The organism is Streptomyces sp. DH37 (genome assembly GCF_029813835.1).
Taxonomy (GTDB): domain Bacteria; phylum Actinomycetota; class Actinomycetes; order Streptomycetales; family Streptomycetaceae; genus Streptomyces.
In genome coordinates, this window is record NZ_JARVKV010000011.1 from 1 (window position 1) to 17,775 (window position 17,775).

At 75.3% G+C, this 17,775-nt stretch carries 16 protein-coding genes; 4 read left to right on the forward strand and 12 right to left on the reverse strand.

Translation table 11 applies throughout. The annotated features are described in order from the left end of the window. Positions 1-88: 88 nt before the first annotated feature. The 6 genes from QC029_RS08500 to QC029_RS08525 all read right to left on the reverse strand — a co-directional run bounded on the left by QC029_RS08500 (position 89) and on the right by QC029_RS08525 (position 6,440). Positions 89-1,354, reverse strand: a complete 1,266-nt coding sequence (locus QC029_RS08500; protein WP_279554990.1) for an ABC transporter substrate-binding protein — start codon at positions 1,352-1,354, stop codon at positions 89-91. A 5-nt stretch (positions 1,355-1,359) separates the two neighbouring features. Further along, positions 1,360-2,388 (reverse strand): branched-chain amino acid ABC transporter permease, encoded by a 1,029-nt coding sequence (locus tag QC029_RS08505; RefSeq protein ID WP_279554991.1) that lies wholly within the window; start codon positions 2,386-2,388, stop codon positions 1,360-1,362. A gap of 112 nt (positions 2,389-2,500) precedes the next feature. After that, positions 2,501-3,391 carry a branched-chain amino acid ABC transporter permease gene (locus QC029_RS08510; RefSeq protein WP_279554880.1) on the reverse strand — a complete coding sequence of 297 codons (891 nt, stop codon included), beginning with the start codon at positions 3,389-3,391 and terminating at the stop codon, positions 2,501-2,503. Continuing rightward, positions 3,388-4,200, reverse strand: a complete 813-nt coding sequence (locus QC029_RS08515; protein ID WP_279554881.1) for an ABC transporter ATP-binding protein — start codon at positions 4,198-4,200, stop codon at positions 3,388-3,390. Before QC029_RS08515 ends, QC029_RS08510 begins: the two co-directional genes overlap by 4 nt. Continuing rightward, positions 4,197-5,033 (reverse strand): ABC transporter ATP-binding protein, encoded by an 837-nt coding sequence (locus tag QC029_RS08520; RefSeq protein WP_279554882.1) that lies wholly within the window; start codon positions 5,031-5,033, stop codon positions 4,197-4,199. The genes QC029_RS08515 and QC029_RS08520 overlap by 4 nt, the downstream gene beginning before the upstream one ends. Positions 5,034-5,306: 273 nt before the next feature. After that, positions 5,307-6,440, reverse strand: a complete 1,134-nt coding sequence (locus QC029_RS08525; RefSeq protein ID WP_279554992.1) for a glycerate kinase — start codon at positions 6,438-6,440, stop codon at positions 5,307-5,309. Positions 6,441-6,605: 165 nt separating this feature from the next. Here QC029_RS08525 and QC029_RS08530 point away from each other — a divergent pair, with 165 nt between their 5' ends. Then, a complete protein-coding gene (locus tag QC029_RS08530) occupies positions 6,606-8,330 on the forward strand; it encodes a BCCT family transporter (RefSeq protein WP_279554883.1) in 1,725 nt (574 codons plus the stop codon). 72 nt (positions 8,331-8,402) lie between these two features. Here the strand turns inward: QC029_RS08530 and QC029_RS08535 are convergent, their stop codons facing one another. After that, positions 8,403-8,603, reverse strand: coding sequence for a type II toxin-antitoxin system VapB family antitoxin (locus QC029_RS08535; RefSeq protein ID WP_279554885.1), 201 nt, complete (start codon positions 8,601-8,603; stop codon positions 8,403-8,405). 70 nt (positions 8,604-8,673) lie between these two features. Here QC029_RS08535 and QC029_RS08540 point away from each other — a divergent pair, with 70 nt between their 5' ends. Together QC029_RS08540 and QC029_RS08545 are read left to right on the forward strand one after the other, a co-directional pair. Beyond that, positions 8,674-8,898, forward strand: a complete 225-nt coding sequence (locus tag QC029_RS08540) for a hypothetical protein (RefSeq protein WP_279554887.1) — start codon at positions 8,674-8,676, stop codon at positions 8,896-8,898. A gap of 6 nt (positions 8,899-8,904) precedes the next feature. Then, positions 8,905-9,528 carry a Clp protease N-terminal domain-containing protein gene (locus QC029_RS08545; RefSeq protein WP_279554889.1) on the forward strand — a complete coding sequence of 208 codons (624 nt, stop codon included), beginning with the start codon at positions 8,905-8,907 and terminating at the stop codon, positions 9,526-9,528. 43 nt (positions 9,529-9,571) lie between these two features. Here the strand turns inward: QC029_RS08545 and QC029_RS08550 are convergent, their stop codons facing one another. From QC029_RS08550 to QC029_RS08560, 3 genes are all read right to left on the reverse strand, one after another. Next, on the reverse strand, positions 9,572-10,990 hold the full coding sequence (locus tag QC029_RS08550) for an NAD(P)/FAD-dependent oxidoreductase (RefSeq protein WP_279554890.1): 1,419 nt from the start codon (positions 10,988-10,990) through the stop codon (positions 9,572-9,574). Between the two features lie 34 nt (positions 10,991-11,024). After that, positions 11,025-11,834 carry an inositol monophosphatase family protein gene (locus QC029_RS08555; protein ID WP_279554891.1) on the reverse strand — a complete coding sequence of 270 codons (810 nt, stop codon included), beginning with the start codon at positions 11,832-11,834 and terminating at the stop codon, positions 11,025-11,027. Between the two features lie 93 nt (positions 11,835-11,927). Further along, a complete protein-coding gene (locus QC029_RS08560; protein WP_279554892.1) occupies positions 11,928-13,733 on the reverse strand; it encodes a gamma-glutamyltransferase family protein in 1,806 nt (601 codons plus the stop codon). Positions 13,734-13,978: 245 nt separating this feature from the next. Here QC029_RS08560 and QC029_RS08565 point away from each other — a divergent pair, with 245 nt between their 5' ends. Continuing rightward, positions 13,979-14,743, forward strand: a complete 765-nt coding sequence (locus tag QC029_RS08565; protein WP_279554893.1) for a Sir2 family NAD-dependent protein deacetylase — start codon at positions 13,979-13,981, stop codon at positions 14,741-14,743. Positions 14,744-14,788: 45 nt separating this feature from the next. Here the strand turns inward: QC029_RS08565 and QC029_RS08570 are convergent, their stop codons facing one another. Both QC029_RS08570 and QC029_RS08575 read right to left on the reverse strand, forming a co-directional pair. Continuing rightward, entirely contained in the window at positions 14,789-16,717 is a 1,929-nt protein-coding gene (locus tag QC029_RS08570) for a glycoside hydrolase family 15 protein (protein ID WP_279554894.1), read from the reverse strand. Continuing rightward, a complete protein-coding gene (locus QC029_RS08575) occupies positions 16,714-17,739 on the reverse strand; it encodes a TIGR03885 family FMN-dependent LLM class oxidoreductase (RefSeq protein WP_279554895.1) in 1,026 nt (341 codons plus the stop codon). Before QC029_RS08575 ends, QC029_RS08570 begins: the two co-directional genes overlap by 4 nt. Positions 17,740-17,775 lie beyond the last annotated feature (36 nt).

Below are 17,775 nucleotides of genomic sequence, written 5' to 3' on the forward strand. Positions count from 1 at the left end.
GCCCGGGCTTCCGCTTCCGAAGCCCGGGCCCCGCACCACCGTGCCGCCGCCCGCCGCGGCGGGCGGCGGACGCGTCCTCAGCGCACGCTCACTCCTCGAAGGAGAACGCCTCCGCGTTCTCCGAGGCCGCCGCCTCGCGGTGCACCTTCAGCCCGCCCTTGGTCTTCTCGTCGGGCTTGAGGATGAAGCTCTCCCGCGTCGAGGGCAGCTTCGGGTCGGAGAAGTCGTGCCGGATGCCGAAGCCCCCGTCGTGGTCCTCCATGGACCTCAGCGCCCCGGCCACGCCCTCCCGGGTCAGGTCCTTGTCGTCGCAGGCCTGCTTCAGCGCCGCGCCGAAGGCGGAGGCGGCGCTCCAGCCCGCGGCCACGCCGTTGTCCAGGATGTCGTCGGGGTAGGCCGCGGTGTACTCCCGGGCGAGCCTGGCCGGCTCCGGCTCCTCGGAGCCGATGGGCAGGGTCGAGGCGGCCACGTAGTAGTCCTTCTGCAGGACCGGGCCGGCCTGGGTCTTCAGCAGCTGCGGGGCGAACGCCGAGTTGTTGCCGATGATCGGCACGTTCAGGCCGCCGGCCGCCGCCACGCCGACCAGGGAGGCCGCCTGCCGCGGCCCGGCGCTGATCACGATGGCCTTCACACCGGCCTTCTTGAAGGCCGCGACCTGGGCGGACATGTCCTCGTCGGTCGGCTTGATCTTCTGCTCGACGAGGGTCAGCCCGGCCTTCCCGGCCGCGTACTGCGAGCCCTCCAGGGCGTTCTCGCCGTAGTCGCCCTCGAAGTAGACGTGGCCGAGCTTGTCGCCCTCGGCGATCTTCCCCTCCTTCAGCAGGAAGTCGATCGCGTTGACCGTCTCCACGTCGTACGTGGCGCCGATGACGCGGATGTACTCGCTGCCCAGCAGGTCGGCGGACCATGCCTGCGGCAGCACCAGCACCTTGTGCTGGCCGTCGATCCGCTCCTTGACCGCGCTGACGAACGGCGAGCCGAGGAACTGCACGAAGCCCACCACCTTGGGCTGCAGCTCGGTGTAGGCGGGGATGGCCTTGCCCGCGTCGTAGCCGTGGTCGCGGACGGTCAGCTCCAGCTTCCGCCCGCAGATCCCGCCGTCCTCGTTGATCCGGTCGACGTAGAGCTGCTGCGCCTGGGTGACGCTCTTGCCGAGGGAGGCGTAGACGCCGGTCATGTCGGTGAGGGCGCCGATCCGGATGGTCTTGTCGGTCACGCCCTTGTCGGTCCGCACGCCCTTGGCGTCCGTGCCGCCGGAGTCCTCGCCGCCCGCCTTGGAGCTGCATCCCGTGGCGATGAGGGCCAGGGCGGCGGCGGCGACCACCGCGGCGGTCCGTGTCGTGCGCATCTTCATGTTCTTCATGCCTCGTCTTTCTGGAGAGGGCCGCGGCGGGCGGCGAGCCGCACCAGGCCGCCCGGCAGGAACAGCACGATCGCCACGATCGCGGCGCCGTACAGGTAGCGGGACATCTCGCCCGGCGCGACCCCGCCCGTGCCGGGGGCGGAGACCAGGGGCAGGGCCTCGCTGTAGCGGGTGAGGATCTGGGGCAGCAGGGTGACGAACACGGCCCCGACGACGGCTCCGGAGACCGAGCCGAGACCGCCGATGACGATCATGGCCAGGTACTCCAGGGCCAGGACGATGCCGAAGTACTCGGGCACGGTCTGCTGGAAGACCAGCGCCAGCAGCACCCCGGCCAGGCCCGCGTACATCGAGGACAGGACGAAGACCCCCGCCCGGTAGCGGGCCACCGGCACGCCCATCACCCCGGCCGCGATCCGGTGGTCGCGGATGGCGTTCATCGCCCGGCCGGGGCGGTCGCGCAGCACGCCGTGCGCGAAGAGGGCGCAGACCGCCAGCAGGACCAGTCCGGCGTACCAGAGCTTCTCCATCGACTGGAACGGCACGGCGGCGACCACGGTCTCGGTGTCGTCGAAGGTCACGCCGAACAGCGACAGCGGCGGTACGGGACGGCCGTTGTAACCGCCCGTCAGGTCGTGGGCGTTGAGCAGCACGTGCTGGCCGATGAAGACCAGCGCCAGGGTGGCGATGCCGAGGTACGCGCCCCGCAGCCGCCCGGCGATCGGGCTGAACAGCCCGCCCGCCGCGCCCGCCAGCGCCACCGCGCCCACCACCGCCAGCCAGCCGGGCAGGCCCAGGCCGGTCAGCTCCCCGTCGCGCTCGCCGGCCAGCACGCAGTAGCCGTACGCGCCGACGGCGAGGAAGAAGGAGTGGCCGAGGGAGAGCTGGCCGGTGGCGCCGGTCAGCAGGTTCAGGCCGATCGCGCCGACGGCGGCGGCCATGGCCAGCAGCCCGGCCTGGAGCCAGAAGCGGTCGAGGTAGAAGGGCAGGGCGAGCAGCAGCAGGCCCGCTGCCGCCGCGTACACGGCGGGGCGGCGCGGCGGCCGTACGCGGGCGCGGCGGCGGACGTGCCCGGCCGGAGCGGGACGGGCGTCCCGGGCGGCGGCCCCGGGGGCCGCGGTCTCGGAGACGGTGGGCTCAGACACGGGACAGCTCCCTCGTTCCGAACAGGCCCGCCGGGCGCACCAGCAGGACCAGGAGCATCACCAGGTAGGGCGCCAGGTCGCCGATGCCCCGGCCCAGGAAGGTCAGGTCGCTCTGGTAGCCGGCGGCCATGGACTGGGTGACGCCGATGACCAGCCCGCCGACCAGGGCGCCGGTGGTGGAGTCCAGCCCGCCCAGGATCGCGGCGGGAAAGGCCTTGAGCGCCACCAGCGAGGTGCCGCGCTCCAGGCCGGGGGTGGGGAAGACGGTCAGGAACAGGGCGGCGACCGTGGCCAGTCCGCCCGCCACCGCCCAGGCCGAGGACGACACCCGGCCCAGCCGGATGCCCATCAGCGCCGCGGTCTCGGGGTGCTCGGCCACCGCGCGCATCGCCACGCCCCAGGAGGTGAAGCGGAAGGCGAGCAGGAAGGCGCCGATGATCAGGGCCGCGGTGACGAACGCGGCCACCCGGGTCTGCGGGATGCTGACCGACCCCAGGGTGAGCACCTCGTCGCCCCACGGGTCCCCCATGGGGTAGACGCGGGCGCCGATCTGCCGGGTCAGCTCGGTGACCAGCACGATGTCGACGCCGATGGTGACGATGGCCAGCACGCTGTGGTCGTGGCCGCGGTAGCGGCGGATCACCAGGAACTCGACCAGCGCGCCCACCGCCGCCGCGCCCGCGACGCCCACCAGGAGGGCCGCCCAGAAGCCGATGTCGTCCCTGAGGACGGCGGTCAGGTAGCCGCCGGCCAGCAGCAGGGAGGCGTGGGCGAAGTTCACCACCTCGGTGGCCTTGAAGATGATCACGAAGCCGAGGGCGATCAGCGCGTAGACCGAGCCGATGGACAGCCCGCTCAGCAGCAGTTCGAGGAAGGTCGTCATGCGCTCGCCGCCTCCTGTCCCAGGTAGGCGCGGACGACCGCCGGGTCGCGCTGGACCTCGTCCGGTGTCCCGTCGGCGATCCTGCGGCCGAAGTCGAGCACGGTCACCGCGTCGGCGAGCCGCATCACCATTCCCATGTCGTGCTCCACCAGGACGATCGAGATGCCGAGCCCCTCGCGCACGCCCGCGATGAGCGACGCGGTGCGGCGGCGTTCGTCGGCGGTCATGCCGGCCACGGGCTCGTCGAGCAGCAGCAGCCGGGGCTCCATGCACAGCGCGCGGCCCAGTTCCACGAGCTTCTGCAGCCCGTAGGGGAGCGAGCCGGCCGGCTGCGCCAGGTACTTCTCCAGCCCTGTGAACTCGGCGATCTCCCGCACCCGTTCGCGGTGCCGGGCCGCCTCGCGCGCGGCGCGCGGCAGCCGGAGGCCGGCGGCCGGGAAGCCGGTGCGGGTCAGCCGGTGGCGGCCGAGCATCAGGCTGTCGGCGACCGTGGTGTACGGGGAGAGCGCGATGTTCTGGAAGGTGCGGGCCACGCCGAGGGAGGCGATCGCGTGCGGCGGCAGCCCGGTCAGCTCGTCGTCGCCGAAGCGGACGCTGCCGGAGGTCGCGCGGTAGACGCCGGAGAGCACGTTGAAGGTGGTGGACTTCCCCGCGCCGTTGGGGCCGATGACCGCGTGGACGCTGCCCGGCTCGACGGTGAAGGAGACGCCGTCCAGCGCGGTGAGTCCGGCGAAGCGCACGGTGAGGTCGCGCACCCGCAGCGCGGGCACGTCCGGGGCCGCGGGGGCGGGCGCGTTCCGGGCCGTCACGCCGACCACCTGCGCAGGGTCGCGGCGGGGCGCACGGCCTCGCCGGCCGGGCCGCCGACGCCGGCGCCCTCCGGGGCGCCGGGGTGGTCGGGGTCGTCGGTGATGCCCAGGTAGCGGCGGCGCACCTCGTCGGAGGCGGCGAGTTCGTCCGCGTCCCCGGCCAGGACCACCTCGCCGACCTCCAGGACGACCGCCGCGGAGGCCAGCCGCAGCGCGATGGCCGCGTTCTGCTCGACCAGCAGCACCGAGGTGCCCTGGGCGTTGATCTCCCGCACGGTCTCGGCGATCCGGTCGGCCATCAGGGGGGCCAGGCCGAGCGAGGGCTCGTCCAGGAGCAGCAGCTTCGGACGTGCCATCAGCGCGCGGCCCATGGCGAGCATCTGCTGCTCGCCGCCGGAGAGCAGTCCGGCCCGCTGGTGCGCCCGCTGCGCCAGCACCGGGAACAGCTCGTGGACCCGCGCCTGGGCCCCGGCGGCCGCGCGGCGGCCCCCGGGCGAGCCCAGGGCGCCGGCGCGGAGGTTGTCGGCCACGGTCATCCGGGCGAACACCTGCCGCCCCTCGGGCACCTGCACCACTCCCGCGGCCACCACCTGGGCGGGGGTGAGGCCGTCCAGCCGCCGCCCGGCGAAGGAGATCGTGCCGGAGCCGATCGTCCCGCCGTGGAAGCGCAGGGTACGCGAGACGGCCCGCAGCAGGGTGGTCTTGCCGGCGCCGTTGCCGCCGAGGACGGCGACCACCGCGCCCTCGGGTACATCAACGGAGACCGAGTTCAGGGCCCGTACCGGGCCGTAGCCCACGGACACCCCCCGGACCTCCAGCGAAGCGGCCGTCATCGGCCCTCCTCTTCTTCCGTCCTGCCCCCCGGTGGGCTCCACCGGGATCACGGCGCTCACCCCAGCACCGGCCGTGGCGGCCGTCCACGGCCGCCGGCCGAATCGCTGCCCGTGACCAGAGGTGCGGGGGCCGGGCTGTGCACGGGCACAGCGGATCCGCCGCCTCCGGCCGGGGCCGGTAACGGGGGTGTTACGGGAGGGTTCGGGAGGGTCGTCCCGCCGGGTACGCCGGAGGCCCGGACCGCGCCGTGCGGTCCGGGCCTCCGGGGCCGGTCAGAGGTGTTCGGCCGCCAGCCGCTCGGCCGCCCGCTCCAGCAGCGGCCCGGCCTGCGCCATGCAGACGGCCGGGTCCGGTTCGAGGTCGGTGAGCGCGTACGCCGCCTCGATCCCCGCGGCCCGCAGCTCGTCCTCGCCGATGGCCAGGCGCCCGCACACCGCGACCACGGGCCGGCCCGCCCGGCGGGCGGCGGCGGCCACCCCGGCGGGGGCCTTGCCGCGCAGGGTCTGGGCGTCCAGCGAGCCCTCTCCGGTGATCACCAGGCCGGCGCGCTCCAGGGCGCCGGCGAAGCCCAGCACCTCCAGCAGCACCTCGATGCCGGGCCGGAAGGAGGCGTCCAGCGCGGCCAGGGCTGCGTAGCCGACGCCGCCGGCCGCGCCCGCGCCGGGCCGCTCGGCCAGGAGCGCGGCGCGCGGGCCGAGGGCCGGCTCCAGGGCGCGGACGTAGTGGGCCAGGGCGGCGTCCAGGGCGGCGACGTCCGCCGCGTCGGCGCCCTTCTGGGGCCCGTAGACGGCCGCGGCGCCCTGGGGGCCGGTGAGCGGGTTGTCGACGTCGCTCGCCAGGACGATCCCGACGTCCCCCAGCCGCGGGTCCAGCCCCGACAGGTCCGCCGTCGCCAGGTCGCGCAGCGGGCCGCCGCCCGGCTGGAGGGGCCTGCCGCCCGCGTCGAGGAAGCGGGCGCCGAGCGCGGTGAGCATGCCCGCGCCGCCGTCGGTGGTGGCCGAGCCGCCGACGCCGAGGACGATGGTGCGCGCGCCCGCGTCCAGCGCCGCGAGCAGCAGCTCGCCGGTGCCGTAGGTGGTGGCCGACAGCGGGGCGAGGACGCCCTCCGGCATCTTCTGCAGGCCGGACGCCTGGGCCATCTCCAGCACGGCGGTGTCGCCGCGCAGTGCGTAGGAGGCGGTGACCGCCTTGCCCAGCGGCCCGGTGACCGCCGTCTGGCGGAGGGCGAAGCCGGCGGCGACCGCCGCGTCGACGGTGCCGTCGCCGCCGTCCGCCACGGGCAGCGCCTCGACCGCGACGCCGGGGCGGGCCCGGCGGATCCCGGCCGCGACGTGCTCGGCGACCCGGGCCGCGGTGAGCGAGCCCTTGAACTTGTCCGCGGCGATCAGCACGCGGCCTGTCTCGATGTGTGTGTGGTCCACGAGGTCTCTCTTGTGTCTCGAACAGGCTGTCGCGCCGTCTAGACCCTACCGATGACGGGCAGGTGGGACCACGGCGCGCGGTCGGACGCCCCCGTCCGTACGGCGCGCCCCTGTAACGAACCATGAAGAACCATTCCATAGTTGGGCGATATGAGCACCGATGTGAGTAAGCCGTCCCAGCCGTCCGAGCCGGAGGCGGTCCGCAGGGATCCCCCTCCGGACACCACGATGATCGTCATCGGGGTGGTGGCGGTGCTGGCCGTGGTCGCGTGGGCGGCCATCGGCACGGACCACTTCTCCTCCGTCTCCTCCACCGCGCTGGACTGGGTGCTGAGCAACTTCGGCTGGCTGTTCACGCTGGCCGCCGACCTCTTCCTGGTGCTGTGCGCGGTCATCGCGGTCAGCCGCTTCGGCCGGATCAGGCTCGGGAGGGACACCGACGAGCCGGAGTTCAACAACCTGGCGTGGATCGCGATGATGTTCAGCGCCGGCATGGGCATCGGCCTGATGTTCTACGGCGTGGGCGAGCCGCTGACGTACTACGTGGACCCGCCGCCCTTCGGTGACGTCCAGGGCGGCAGCGGCACGGCCGAGCGCGTCGCGCTGGAGTACTCCTTCTTCCACTGGACGCTGCACCCCTGGGCGATCTACGGCGTGGCCGGCCTCGCCCTGGCGTACGTCACCTTCCGCAAGGGCCGCGGCAACCGCATCAGCTCCGTCTTCGTCCCGCTCCTCGGCGAGCGCCGCGTGAACGGCTGGCCGGGCCGGGTCATCGACCTGCTGGCCGTCTTCGCCACGGTGTTCGGCACGGCCACCAGCCTGGGGCTGGGCGCCCTCCAGGTGGCCAAGGGCCTGAACCTGACGGCCGGGTGGGAGGCCACCCGGGAGCTGGAGCTGCTCATCATCCTGGTGCTGTCGGCCGCGTTCGTGATCTCCGCCTTCACCGGGCTGCACCGGGGCATCAAATGGCTCAGCAGCATGAACGTGGTGCTCGCCGCGCTGCTGATGCTCTTCGTCTTCCTGCTCGGCCCGACCGTGTTCATCCTCGACGCCATCCCGGCCGGGGTCGGCGCCTACCTCCAGGACCTCGTGGTGCTCTCCTCCCGGACCGGCGCGTTCGGCAGCAAGGAGTGGCTGGGCACCTGGACGATCTTCTACTGGGCGTGGTGGCTGTCGTGGGCGCCGTTCGTGGGCACCTTCATCGCCCGCATCTCCCGCGGCCGCACCATCCGCGAGTTCCTGACCGGCGTCCTGCTGGTGCCCAGCGGGGCGACGGTCGTCTGGTTCTGCGTGATGGGCGGCAGCGCCATGCGGCTGGACGCCACCGGCGGTGCGGACCTGGCCGGAAGGCTGGAGGAGGGCGTGGAGGCGTCGCTGTTCGGCCTGCTGGAAGCCCTGCCGCTGGGCACCGTCACCTCGGTGATCGCGATGGTCCTGGTGATGACCTACTTCGTCACCAGCGCCGACTCCGCCTCCCTGGTGATGGGCTCGCTGACCTCCGGCGGCTCGCTCCACCCGCGCGAGTGGCTGGTGGTCACCTGGGGCGTGCTGATGGCGTCGGTGGCCGCCGTCCTGCTGCTGGCGGGCGGCCTGGAAGGCCTCAAGACGGGGACGATCCTGGTGGCGCTGCCCTTCGTCCTGGTGATGCTGACGCTGTGCTGGTCGCTGGTGAAGGAGCTGCGCGAGGACCCGGGCGCCGGCCCGCCCCGCCACCAGCCGCTGCACGGGGCGCGCGACGCCATCCGGGCGATGGTCGGCGAGGCGATCAGCGAGCAGCAGGGCACCCGCCGCCACCCGCGGCTGCGGCGGGCGGCGGAGTCGGCCTCGCGGGACGCGGGGGGCTCGGAGGGCTCGGGAGGCTCGGGAACCTCCTGAACGTCTCCGCGCGGAGGCCGGACGGCGGCTCCGCACCCGGGACTCCGGTCCGGGGTGCGGAGCCGCCGCCGTTCAGCCCTCCTCGATCCTGGGCTTGCCGTCGATCTCCCGCAGCCGGGTGTCCACTCCCCCCGTGCGCGTCTCCGTGCGGTGACCGCGTGCGACGTAGTCGCGCACGACCGCCTCGATCGCGTCGCGGGGGTTGCCGATCCCGCTCAACACCATGACCTCGACGACCAGTTCGGTGTCGAGTGCGATCTCCGTCTTCGCCATGACCGCACCCTACCCCCCACTGCGTCAACTGTGGTTGACATCTCCTCCGCGTCATCCTAGGTTGACAGACATGGCCGGATCGGAGACAGGAGAAGCGGTCGACACCGCGCGGGCCGCCATGGACCGCGACCCCCGGGTGGGGCTGCGGGCGGTGGCCGCGCTGCGGCGGCTGGTGGAGCGCCTGGAGGCACTGCAGGTGGACAGCGCGCGCAGGCAGGGCTGGTCCTGGGAGGAGATCGGGGCCGCCCTCGGCGTGAGCAGGCAGGCCGTGCACAAGAAGCACTCGAGGAGGTAGACGGGGATGTTCGAGAGGTTCACCCGGCAGGCCCGCGCCACGGTGGTGGGGGCGCAGGAGGAGGCCCGCGCGCTCGGGCACGGCTGGATCGGCACCGAGCACCTGCTGATCGCCGTGCTGAGGCGGCCGGACGAACCGGGCGCGGCGACGCTGGTGCGGCTGGGCGCCGACGCGGAGTCGGCGCGCGCGGCCGTGGAGCGGGCGGCCGGACGGGGCGGTGACGGGGTCGGCGAGGAGGACGCGGAGGCGCTGCGGGCGCTGGGCATCGACCTGGAGGAGGTGCGGCGCCGGGCGGAGGACGCCTTCGGGCCCGGCGCGCTGGACCGGGCCCCGCGGCCGCCGGACGAGCGGCGGGGGACGTGGGCGGTCCTGCCGTTCCGGCGGCGCGGCGCGGACCGCGGCCGGCGCGACCGGGGCCACATCCCGTTCACACCGCGCGCCAGGAAGGCGCTGGAGCTGTCGCTGCGCGAGTCGCTCGCGCTGAAGGACCGCCACATCGGCTGCGAGCACCTGGTGCTGGGCCTGCTGCGCTCCGACGACCGGCTCACCGGCGACCTGTTCGCACGGCTGGGCCTGGAGCCGGAGACCGTACGGGCCCGGGTCGTCGCCGACCTGCGCGGCGCGGCGTAGGACCGTGGGACCCCGCCTGCGGGCGCAGCGCGCCGCCCGCGCGCTACGCCCGCAGGCGGCGCCAGACCGCCTTCGCCGCGTTGTGGCCGGGCATGCCGTGGACGCCCGGCCCCGGCCAGGTCGCCGACGAGCACAGGAAGACGGCCGGATGGGCGGTGGCGTACGGGACGCGGGCGAGCTTGGGGCGCAGCAGGGTCTGGAGCCCGGTGAAGGCGCCGCAGGCGATGTCGCCGCCGACGTAGTTGGCGTTGCGGGTGGCCAGCTCCGGCGGGCCCGCCGTGGCGCGGGCCAGCACCCGGTCGCGGAAACCGGGCGCGAAGCGCTCGATCTGCCGCTCGACCGCCTCGGTGGCGTCCCCGCTCCAGCCGCGCGGCACGTGGCCGTACGCCCAGAACACGTGCTTGCCCTCCGGCGCCCGGGAGGGGTCCACCAGGCTGGGCTGGGCGGTGATCAGGAACGGCGTCCGCGGCTGCTCGCCCTCGATGGAGGCGGCGCGCAGCGCGGCGGCCACCTCGGTGCTGGAGGGGCCGATGTGCACGGTCCCGGCCCGGCGGGCGGCCCCGGAGGTCCACGGGACCGGCCCGTCCAGGGCGTAGTCGATCTTGAAGACGCCGGCCCCGTACCGGAAGCGCCGGTAGGCGTCGCCCAGTCCGGCGATCCGCGCCAGCGCGGTGGGCGAGGTGTCGAAGACGTACGCGCGGGCGGGCGGCAGCTCGTCCAGCCGCCTGACCTCCACCCCGGTGTGGATCTCGCCCCCCAGGTCGCGCAGGTAGGCGGCGAGCGCGTCGGAGAGGAACTGGGAGCCGCCGCGCGGCATCGGCCAGCCGACCTCGTGCGCGGCCAGCGCGAAGACCAGGGCGATGCCGCCGGTGGCGGGCGAGGTGGTCGGGCCGATGGCGTGGGCGGCCAGCCCGAACATCAGCGCCCGCGCCCTGTCGTCGCGGAAGCGGCGCGCCAGCCAGTCCACCGGCTGGAGCCCCAGCATCCCGAAGCGGGCCAGGGTGACCGGATCGCGGGGCAGCCCGTCCCAGGGCACCTTGAAGAAGTCGCCGACCAGGGACGCCCAGCGTCCGAGGAACGGCGCCACCAGACGGCGGTACGTCCCCGCGTCGCGCGGCCCGAACGAGGCGGCCGTCTCGGCCGGCGACCTGGCCAGCACCGCGGCCGTGCCGTCGGGGAAGGGGTGGGCCAGGGGCAGCTCGGGGTGGAGCCACTCCAGTCCGTACCGCTCCCGCAGGGGCATGGCGGAGAAGGCCGGCGAGCCGACGCCCAGCGGGTGGACGGCCGAGCACGGGTCGTGCCGGAAGCCGGGGAGGGTCAGCTCCTCGGTGCGCGCGCCTCCCCCGACCGTCCCCATCGCCTCGAACAGCTCCACGGAGAAACCCCGCCGGGCCAGTTCGACGGCGGCGGTCAGCCCGTTCGGACCGGCGCCCACCACGACCACGTCCCGCATCGACGCCACTTCGGCTCCCCTCGGCGTTGAGGTCTGTCCGGCTTCAGGCCAGCAGGGAGAGGATACGACGCACCGTCAGGGCGTCCCGGGCCGCGGTGAAGGGCAGGGCGTTGCCGCCCGCGAGGCGGAACGGTTCGCCCCGGAGCGTGGCGTGGCCGCCGCCCGCCTCGGCCACCAGCAGCAGACCGGCCGCGTGGTCCCAGGCGTTCTCCCAGGTGAAGGCCACCGCGTCCAGGGCGCCGCGGGCCACGTTCAGGTACTCCAGTCCCGCCGAGCCGCACGGCCGGGGCCTGACCCCGTCGGCGTACAGGCCCAGCAGGGAGCGCTTCTGCTCGTCGGTGGTGAAGTCCGGGTGCGAGTGGGCGACCTCCAGGGGCGCGTCCGGCGCGGGGGCGCCGGAGCGGATCGCCTCGCCGTTGAGGCGCGCCCCCTCGCCGCGCACGGCGACGGCCAGCTCCTCGCGGGCGGGCGCGTACGTCCAGGAGGCCAGCAGCTCGTCGCCGCGGGCGAGGGCCACCAGGGTGCAGAAGCCGGGATCGCCGTGGACGAACTGGCGCGTGCCGTCCACCGGGTCCACGATCCACACCGGCGCCTCGCCGCCCAGCGCCCGGTAGACCGCCGGGTTGTCGTGCACCGCCTCCTCGCCGACGACCACCGAACCGGGCAGCAGCGCGGTCAGGGCCCCGGTCAGGTGCTCCTCGGCCCGCCGGTCGGCGATGGTCACCAGGTCGTGGGGGCCGGTCTTCTCGGTCACCTCGTGCTCGGCCAGCTGCCGCCAGCGCGGCATGACCTCGGCGGCGGCGGCCTTGCGCACGGCCTCCTCGACACCCGTCAGCAGTTCGTCATCGATCATCACTCCATGGAAACACGGCACCGGGCGTTCCCGCCGGACGGCGGGTGGCCGCGGGGTGAACGGAGTGCCTCGTCCGGCTCCGGCCGGCGGCCGTCAGCGGCCCACGGCGTAGCCCTGCATCCCGCGCGGGTTGGCCGCCGCCGACAGCACGCCCGTCTCCGGGTCGCGGGCGACCGCGCACAGCCGCCCCTCCGTCCAGGGGCCGCCGACGGTCACCAGGTGCCCGCGCCGCCGCAGCTCGCCGATGACCTCCTCGCCGATGCGGGACTCGACGGTGACGGCGCCCGGCCGCATGGCGCGCGGCCAGAACGAGCCGGGGAAGCCCTCGTGGTGCCAGTTGGGGGCGTCGATCGCGCCCTGGAGGTCCGGTCCGCCGCGCACCGGCTCCCGCAGGGCGACGGCCAGGAGGAAGTGGGCCTGCCACTGGTCCTGCTGGTCGCCGCCGGGCGTGCCGAACGCCAGCACCGGCTCACCGCCGCGCAGGGCCAGCGAGGGAGTGAGGGTGGTGCGCGGGCGGCGGCCGGGGGTGAGGGTGTTCGGCAGGCCCGGCTCCAGCCAGGCCATCTGCAGCCGGGTGCCGAGCGGGAAGCCGAGGGAGGGGATCACGGGACTGGACTGGAGCCAGCCGCCGCTGGGCGTGGCGCTGACCATGTTGCCCCAGCGGTCCACGACGTCCAGGTGGCAGGTGTCGCCGGAGGTCGCGCCGTCGCGGGCCACGGTGGGCTCGCCGGTGCCCGCGGCCGGGCCCCCGGCCCGCGCGGCGGCGCCGGCGGCGTGGGCGGCGAGCCGGGGGACGCGTCCGCCGGGGCTGCCGGGGCGCAGCTCGTGGGAGGCCTCCTCGCCGATGAGGGCCCGGCGCCGCGCGGTGTAGGCCGCGCCGAGCAGGTCCTCCAGCGGTACGGTCCCGGCGCCCTCCGCGTCGCCGTACCAGGCCTCGCGGTCGGCGAAGGCGAGCTTGCTCGCCTCGATCAGGGTGTGGACGTACTCCCCCGTGCCGTACGCCGGGCCGTCCTCGGGCAGGCCCTCCAGCAGGGCGAGCTGCTGGAGCAGCACCGGGCCCTGCGACCAGGGGCCCGCCTTGCAGACCGTCCAGCCGTGCCAGTCGTAGGTGACGGGCTCCTCGTAGCCCGCCGACCAGGAGGCGATGTCGTCGCCGGTGAGGGTGCCGGCGTGGCGCTCTCCGCTGGTGTCCATGGCGGGGCGGGCGGCGAAGTCGGCGAGCGCCTCGGCTATGAAGCCCTCGCGCCACACCTTCCGGGCGGCCTCGATGCGCCCCTCGCGGCCGGACCCGGCCGCCCGCGCCTCGTCGAGCAGCCGCCGCCAGGTGGCGGCGAGGACGGGGTTGCGCAGCAGGGCGCCGGGCGCCGGGGAGCGTCCGCCGGGCAGGTACAGCTCGGCGGAGGTCGTCCACTCGGTCTCGAACAGCCCGCGCACCCGCTCCACCGTCGCCCCGACCTGCGGGACGGCCGGGTGGCCGCGCTCGGCGTAGCCGATGGCGTACCCCAGGACGTCGGCGAGCTCCCGGGTCCCGTGGTCGCGCAGCAGCGTCGCCCAGGCGTCGAACGCGCCCGGGACGGCGGCGGCCAGCGGGCCGGTGCCGGGGACCAGGTCCAGTCCGAGGGAGGTGTAGTGCTCCACGGTCGCGCCCCGCGGCGCGGGCCCCTGCCCGCACAGCACCCGCACCGGGCCCCCGGCGGGCGCCAGGATGACCGGCACCTCCCCGGCGGGCCCGTTGAGGTGCGGCTCGACGACCTGGAGGACGAAGCCCGCCGCGACGGCCGCGTCGAAGGCGTTGCCGCCGTCCTCCAGGACCGCCATCGCGGAGGCGGAGGCCAGCCAGTGGGTGCTGGAGACCATTCCGAAGGTGCCCTGGAGGGTCGGGCGGGTGGTGAACGTCATCGGCTCGGCTCCCGGTGGGGTCTCGGCGTGTGCGGTACGTGCGCGCGTACGGTACGTGCCGCACGGCGCGCGGGGCACGTCCGGGCGCGGTGCGCCGGCGCGCGGGGACGCGGACGTGCGGAAACTCAGGGACGCAGGAACCCGGAAACCCGGAACCCTGGAAACGCGGAAACGCGGAAACGCGGAAACCGGGAAACCCGGAAACGCGGTCGAGGTCCCGGGCCCGGCTGCGTAGGCTCGGCGGCATGAGCACACGGGGCGCGGACGGGACGGGCGGGAAGCCGCTGGTGGCCATCCTCAGCGGCGCGGGGATCTCCACCGACTCCGGGATCCCCGACTACCGCGGGCCCGACGGGGTGTGGCGCAGGGATCCCGAGGCCGAGAAGCTCGTCACCTACGAGTACTACATGGCCGACCCCGAGATCCGCCGCCGCTCCTGGCGGATGCGGCTGGACGGCCCGGTGCTGCGGGCCAGGCCCAACGCCGCGCACGAGGCCGTGGTGCGGCTGGAGCGGTCCGGCGTGCCGGTGCGGGTGATCACCCAGAACGTGGACGGGCTGCACCAGATGGCCGGGATGCCCGGCCGCAAGGTGCTGGAGCTGCACGGCACCGCGCGGGCCGTGGTGTGCACCGGGTGCCGGGCGCGCTCGGGGATGGAGCGGGTGCTGGAACGGGTGCGGGCCGGGGTCGCGGACCCCGAGTGCGACAGGTGCGGCGGCGTCCTGAAGTCGGCCACCGTGATGTTCGGCGAGGCGCTGGACCCGCAGGTGCTGGGCGAGGCGGTGTCCATCGCCCGGGCGTGCGAGGTCTTCGTCGCGGTCGGCACCAGCCTGCAGGTGCAGCCCGCCGCCTCGCTGGCCGGGATCGCGGCCGAGCACGGCGCGCGGCTGGTGATCGTCAACGCCGAGCCCACGCCGTACGACCCGCTGGCCGACCGGGTGGTGCGCGAGCCGATCGGGCGGGCGCTGCCGGCGCTGCTGGAGGAGCTGGCGGCGGGCAGGCGGCCCTGACGGCCCGGCCGGGGCCGCCGGATCCGCCGAGGGCCGCCGGGAGCGTCAGGCCGGCCCCCGCGCGCCGCGCGTGGCCCAGGCGTGCAGGGACTCCTCGTGGCCGGCCTCGTCCAGGTTCATCGCCGCCTCGATGAGCGCGAGGTGGGTGAAGGCCTGCGGGTAGTTCCCGAGCATGGCGCCGTCGGCGGACTGCTCCTCGGCGAACAGCCCGAAGTGCCCCGCGCGGGCGCACAGCGCCTCGAAGCGCTCCCGCGCCTCGTCCAGCCGCCCGGCCAGGACGAGCGCCGAGACCATGTCGAAGGAGCACAGCAGGAAGCCTCCCTCGGGGCCCTCCAGGCCGTCCGCGGTGGCCCGCGGGTCGTAGCGGTGGATCAGCGGACCCTCCCCGAGCCCCGCCGCGATCGCGTCGAGCGTGGACAGCACCCGGGGGTCGCGGCCGTCGAGGAACCCCAGCAGCGGGATCCGCAGCAGGGAGGCGTCCAGGTTCCGGGAGCCGTAGGACTGGACGAACGCGCCGACGGTGTCGTCGTAGCCGTGGGTCAGGATGCTCTCGCGCAGCTCGTCGCGCTGCGCGCGCCACCTCTCCAGCGGCTGCCCCGGGTCGCCGGTCAGTTCGGCCAGGCGGATGCCACGGTCCAGGCAGACCCACAGGTAGAGCTTGGAACTGGTCCAGTGCCGTGGTCCGTCGCGGATCTCCCAGATGCCGTGGTCCGGTTCCCGCCACAGCCGGCACGCGGTCTCCACCACCCCGTAGACGGTGGCGCGCTCGCTCCCGTCCAGCCCGGCGCCGGCCCCGCCGCCCCCGGAGCCGACGGCGACCTGCTGGAAGACGAGGACCGCGTCGAGGACCTGGCCGTAGACGTCCAGCTGCGTCTGCGCGTGGGCGGCGTTGCCCACGCGCACCGGGCGGGAGCCCCGGTAGCCCTCCAGGTGGTCCAGCGTCCGCTCGGTGCTCTCCGTCCGCCCGTCGATGTCCAGCATGGGCGTGAGCACGCCGCGCGAGGCGGTGCAGTGCCGCAGCAGGCCGCGCAGGTACGCCCCGGCCTCCGCCCGGTGACCCAGCCGCATCAGGACCAGGACCACCAGGGCGGCGTCCCGGTGCCACACGTAGCGGTAGTCCCAGTTGCGCTCCCCGCCCGGCCACTCCGGGAGGGAGGTGGTGGGCGCGGCGACGAGGGCGGCGGTGTCGCTGGACATCAGGGCGCGCAGCACCACGGCGCTGCGCCGTACGTGGTCCGCGCCGTAGCCGTTGTACAGGACCGGCGCGGACCAGGCGTGCCAGGCGTCCCGCGTCTCCCGGAGCAGCCGGCGGGCCCGCCCGGTGTCCAGCCGGCCGCGCCACCGCCCGTCGTACCCGAGGACCACCGCCAGGGTCTCCCCGGCGCCGAGTTCGGCGGTGATCTCCGCGTCGCCGTCCGCGGTGGTCCGGGGCCGCGGGTCCTCGCCGGGGAGGGCGCCGGAGCCCGCGGCGGCGAGCCACAGCCCGGCGCCCTCCTCGGCGAGGGCGCCGGTGTCCGGGTCGCCGGTCCACCGGGCGGCGCGGCGCGCGTAGTCGGGCCTGGCCCGCAGCCGGTGCCGTACCTCCACCCGGCCGCGCTCGCACCGCAGGAGCCGGACGAGGAGGCCGGTGGGCACCGGGCCGCGGTGCTCCTCCCCGCCGGGCGGGCGGACCGCCAGGAAGTCGTGGCCCACCGCCGTCCCCGAGGGGGACTCCCAGCGGGTCTCCAGTACCGGCGCCGTGCCGTCGTAGCGCCGCCCGGACGGTCCCGCGTCCGCCACCCGCAGCTCCCAGGCCCCGCCCGCCGCGCGGTCCAGCAGCCGTGCGAAGACGCTGGCGGAGTCCACCCGCGGGGCGCACAGCCACTCCACGGCGGCGTCCGGCCCGACCAGGGCGGCGGTGCGGCAGTCGGAGAGGAAGGCGTACTCGCCGATCGGCGGGTAGGCGCCCGTCCCGGCCCCGTCCCGCCCCGTCACCGGGTCAGCTCCGGAAGGACGCGGGCGCCGAACGCCTCGACGAATCCGGCCTGGTCCCGCCCCACCTGGTGCAGCATGATCTCGTCGAACCCCGCGTCGGCCTGGTCGGCGAGCCAGGCGGTGTGCCGCGCCAGGTCCTCGGAGACGTGCACGGAGGACTCCACCTGGTGGGGTTCGACGAACCGGGCCGCCTGCTCGAAGTGCTCGGGCAGCGGGATCTCCCAGCCGACGTCGCCGCCGAGCGCCGCCTCCCGCCACTGGTCGTGCGCGGCCTCCAGCGCGCTCTCCCGGTCCGGGGCCCAGGACAGGTGTGCCTGGAGCACGGCGGGGCCCCGCCCGCCCGCCTCCCGGTAGGCGCTCAGCGTCTCCCGCTGAGCGCCGCCGGGCTGGTTGACGGTGATCAGGCCGTCCGCCCAGCGCGCCGCCCGCGCCGCGGTGGCGGGACTCACGGCCGCCGCCAGCAGGGCGGGCGGCCGTTCCGGCAGCGACCACAGGCGGGCGCGGTCGACGCGGACCAGCCCGTCGTGCGAGACGGTCTCGCCCGCGAACAGGGCGCGCATGACCTCCACGCACTCCTCCAGGCGGCGGATGCGCTCCTCCTTGCCGGGCCAGCGGGTGCCGGTGATGTGCTCGTTGAGCGCCTGCCCGCTGCCGAGCGCCACCCACAGCCTGCCGGGGTGCATCTGCGTCAGCGTCGCCGCGGCCTGGGCGAGGACGGCGGGGTGGTAGCGCTGGCCGGGGGCGGTGACGACGCCCAGGGGGAGGGAGGTGGCGGCCAGCGCCGACCCCAGCCAGGCCCAGGCGTGTCCGGAGTGCCCCTGCCGCGGGCTCCAGGGCGCGAAGTGGTCGGAGCACATGCCGGAGGAGAACCCGGCCTCCTCGGCCGCTCCCAGCAGCGCGAGCAGTTCCGCCGGCGGGAACTGCTCGTGGGATGCGTGGAAACCGTAACGGGTCGTGCGGGGCGCGCTCCCCTCCCGGCGCGCGGGCGCCGGGCGCACGGCGGTGGTCTGTGCTGCGTCCATGTGCGAACCTCCCGGCATCAGCGTGCCCCGGCCGGG

Coding starts and splice junctions, on each gene's coding strand:
- QC029_RS08500 (WP_279554990.1), bottom strand. CDS start 1,354: ATGAAGATGCGCACGACACGGACCGCCGCGGTGGTCGCCGCCGCCGCC.
- QC029_RS08510 (WP_279554880.1), bottom strand. CDS start 3,391: ATGACGACCTTCCTCGAACTGCTGCTGAGCGGGCTGTCCATCGGCTCG.
- QC029_RS08520 (WP_279554882.1), bottom strand. CDS start 5,033: ATGACGGCCGCTTCGCTGGAGGTCCGGGGGGTGTCCGTGGGCTACGGC.
- QC029_RS08530 (WP_279554883.1), top strand. CDS start 6,606: ATGAGCACCGATGTGAGTAAGCCGTCCCAGCCGTCCGAGCCGGAGGCG.
- QC029_RS08535 (WP_279554885.1), bottom strand. CDS start 8,603: ATGGCGAAGACGGAGATCGCACTCGACACCGAACTGGTCGTCGAGGTC.
- QC029_RS08540 (WP_279554887.1), top strand. CDS start 8,674: ATGGCCGGATCGGAGACAGGAGAAGCGGTCGACACCGCGCGGGCCGCC.
- QC029_RS08545 (WP_279554889.1), top strand. CDS start 8,905: ATGTTCGAGAGGTTCACCCGGCAGGCCCGCGCCACGGTGGTGGGGGCG.
- QC029_RS08555 (WP_279554891.1), bottom strand. CDS start 11,834: ATGATCGATGACGAACTGCTGACGGGTGTCGAGGAGGCCGTGCGCAAG.
- QC029_RS08560 (WP_279554892.1), bottom strand. CDS start 13,733: ATGACGTTCACCACCCGCCCGACCCTCCAGGGCACCTTCGGAATGGTC.
- QC029_RS08565 (WP_279554893.1), top strand. CDS start 13,979: ATGAGCACACGGGGCGCGGACGGGACGGGCGGGAAGCCGCTGGTGGCC.
- QC029_RS08575 (WP_279554895.1), bottom strand. CDS start 17,739: ATGGACGCAGCACAGACCACCGCCGTGCGCCCGGCGCCCGCGCGCCGG.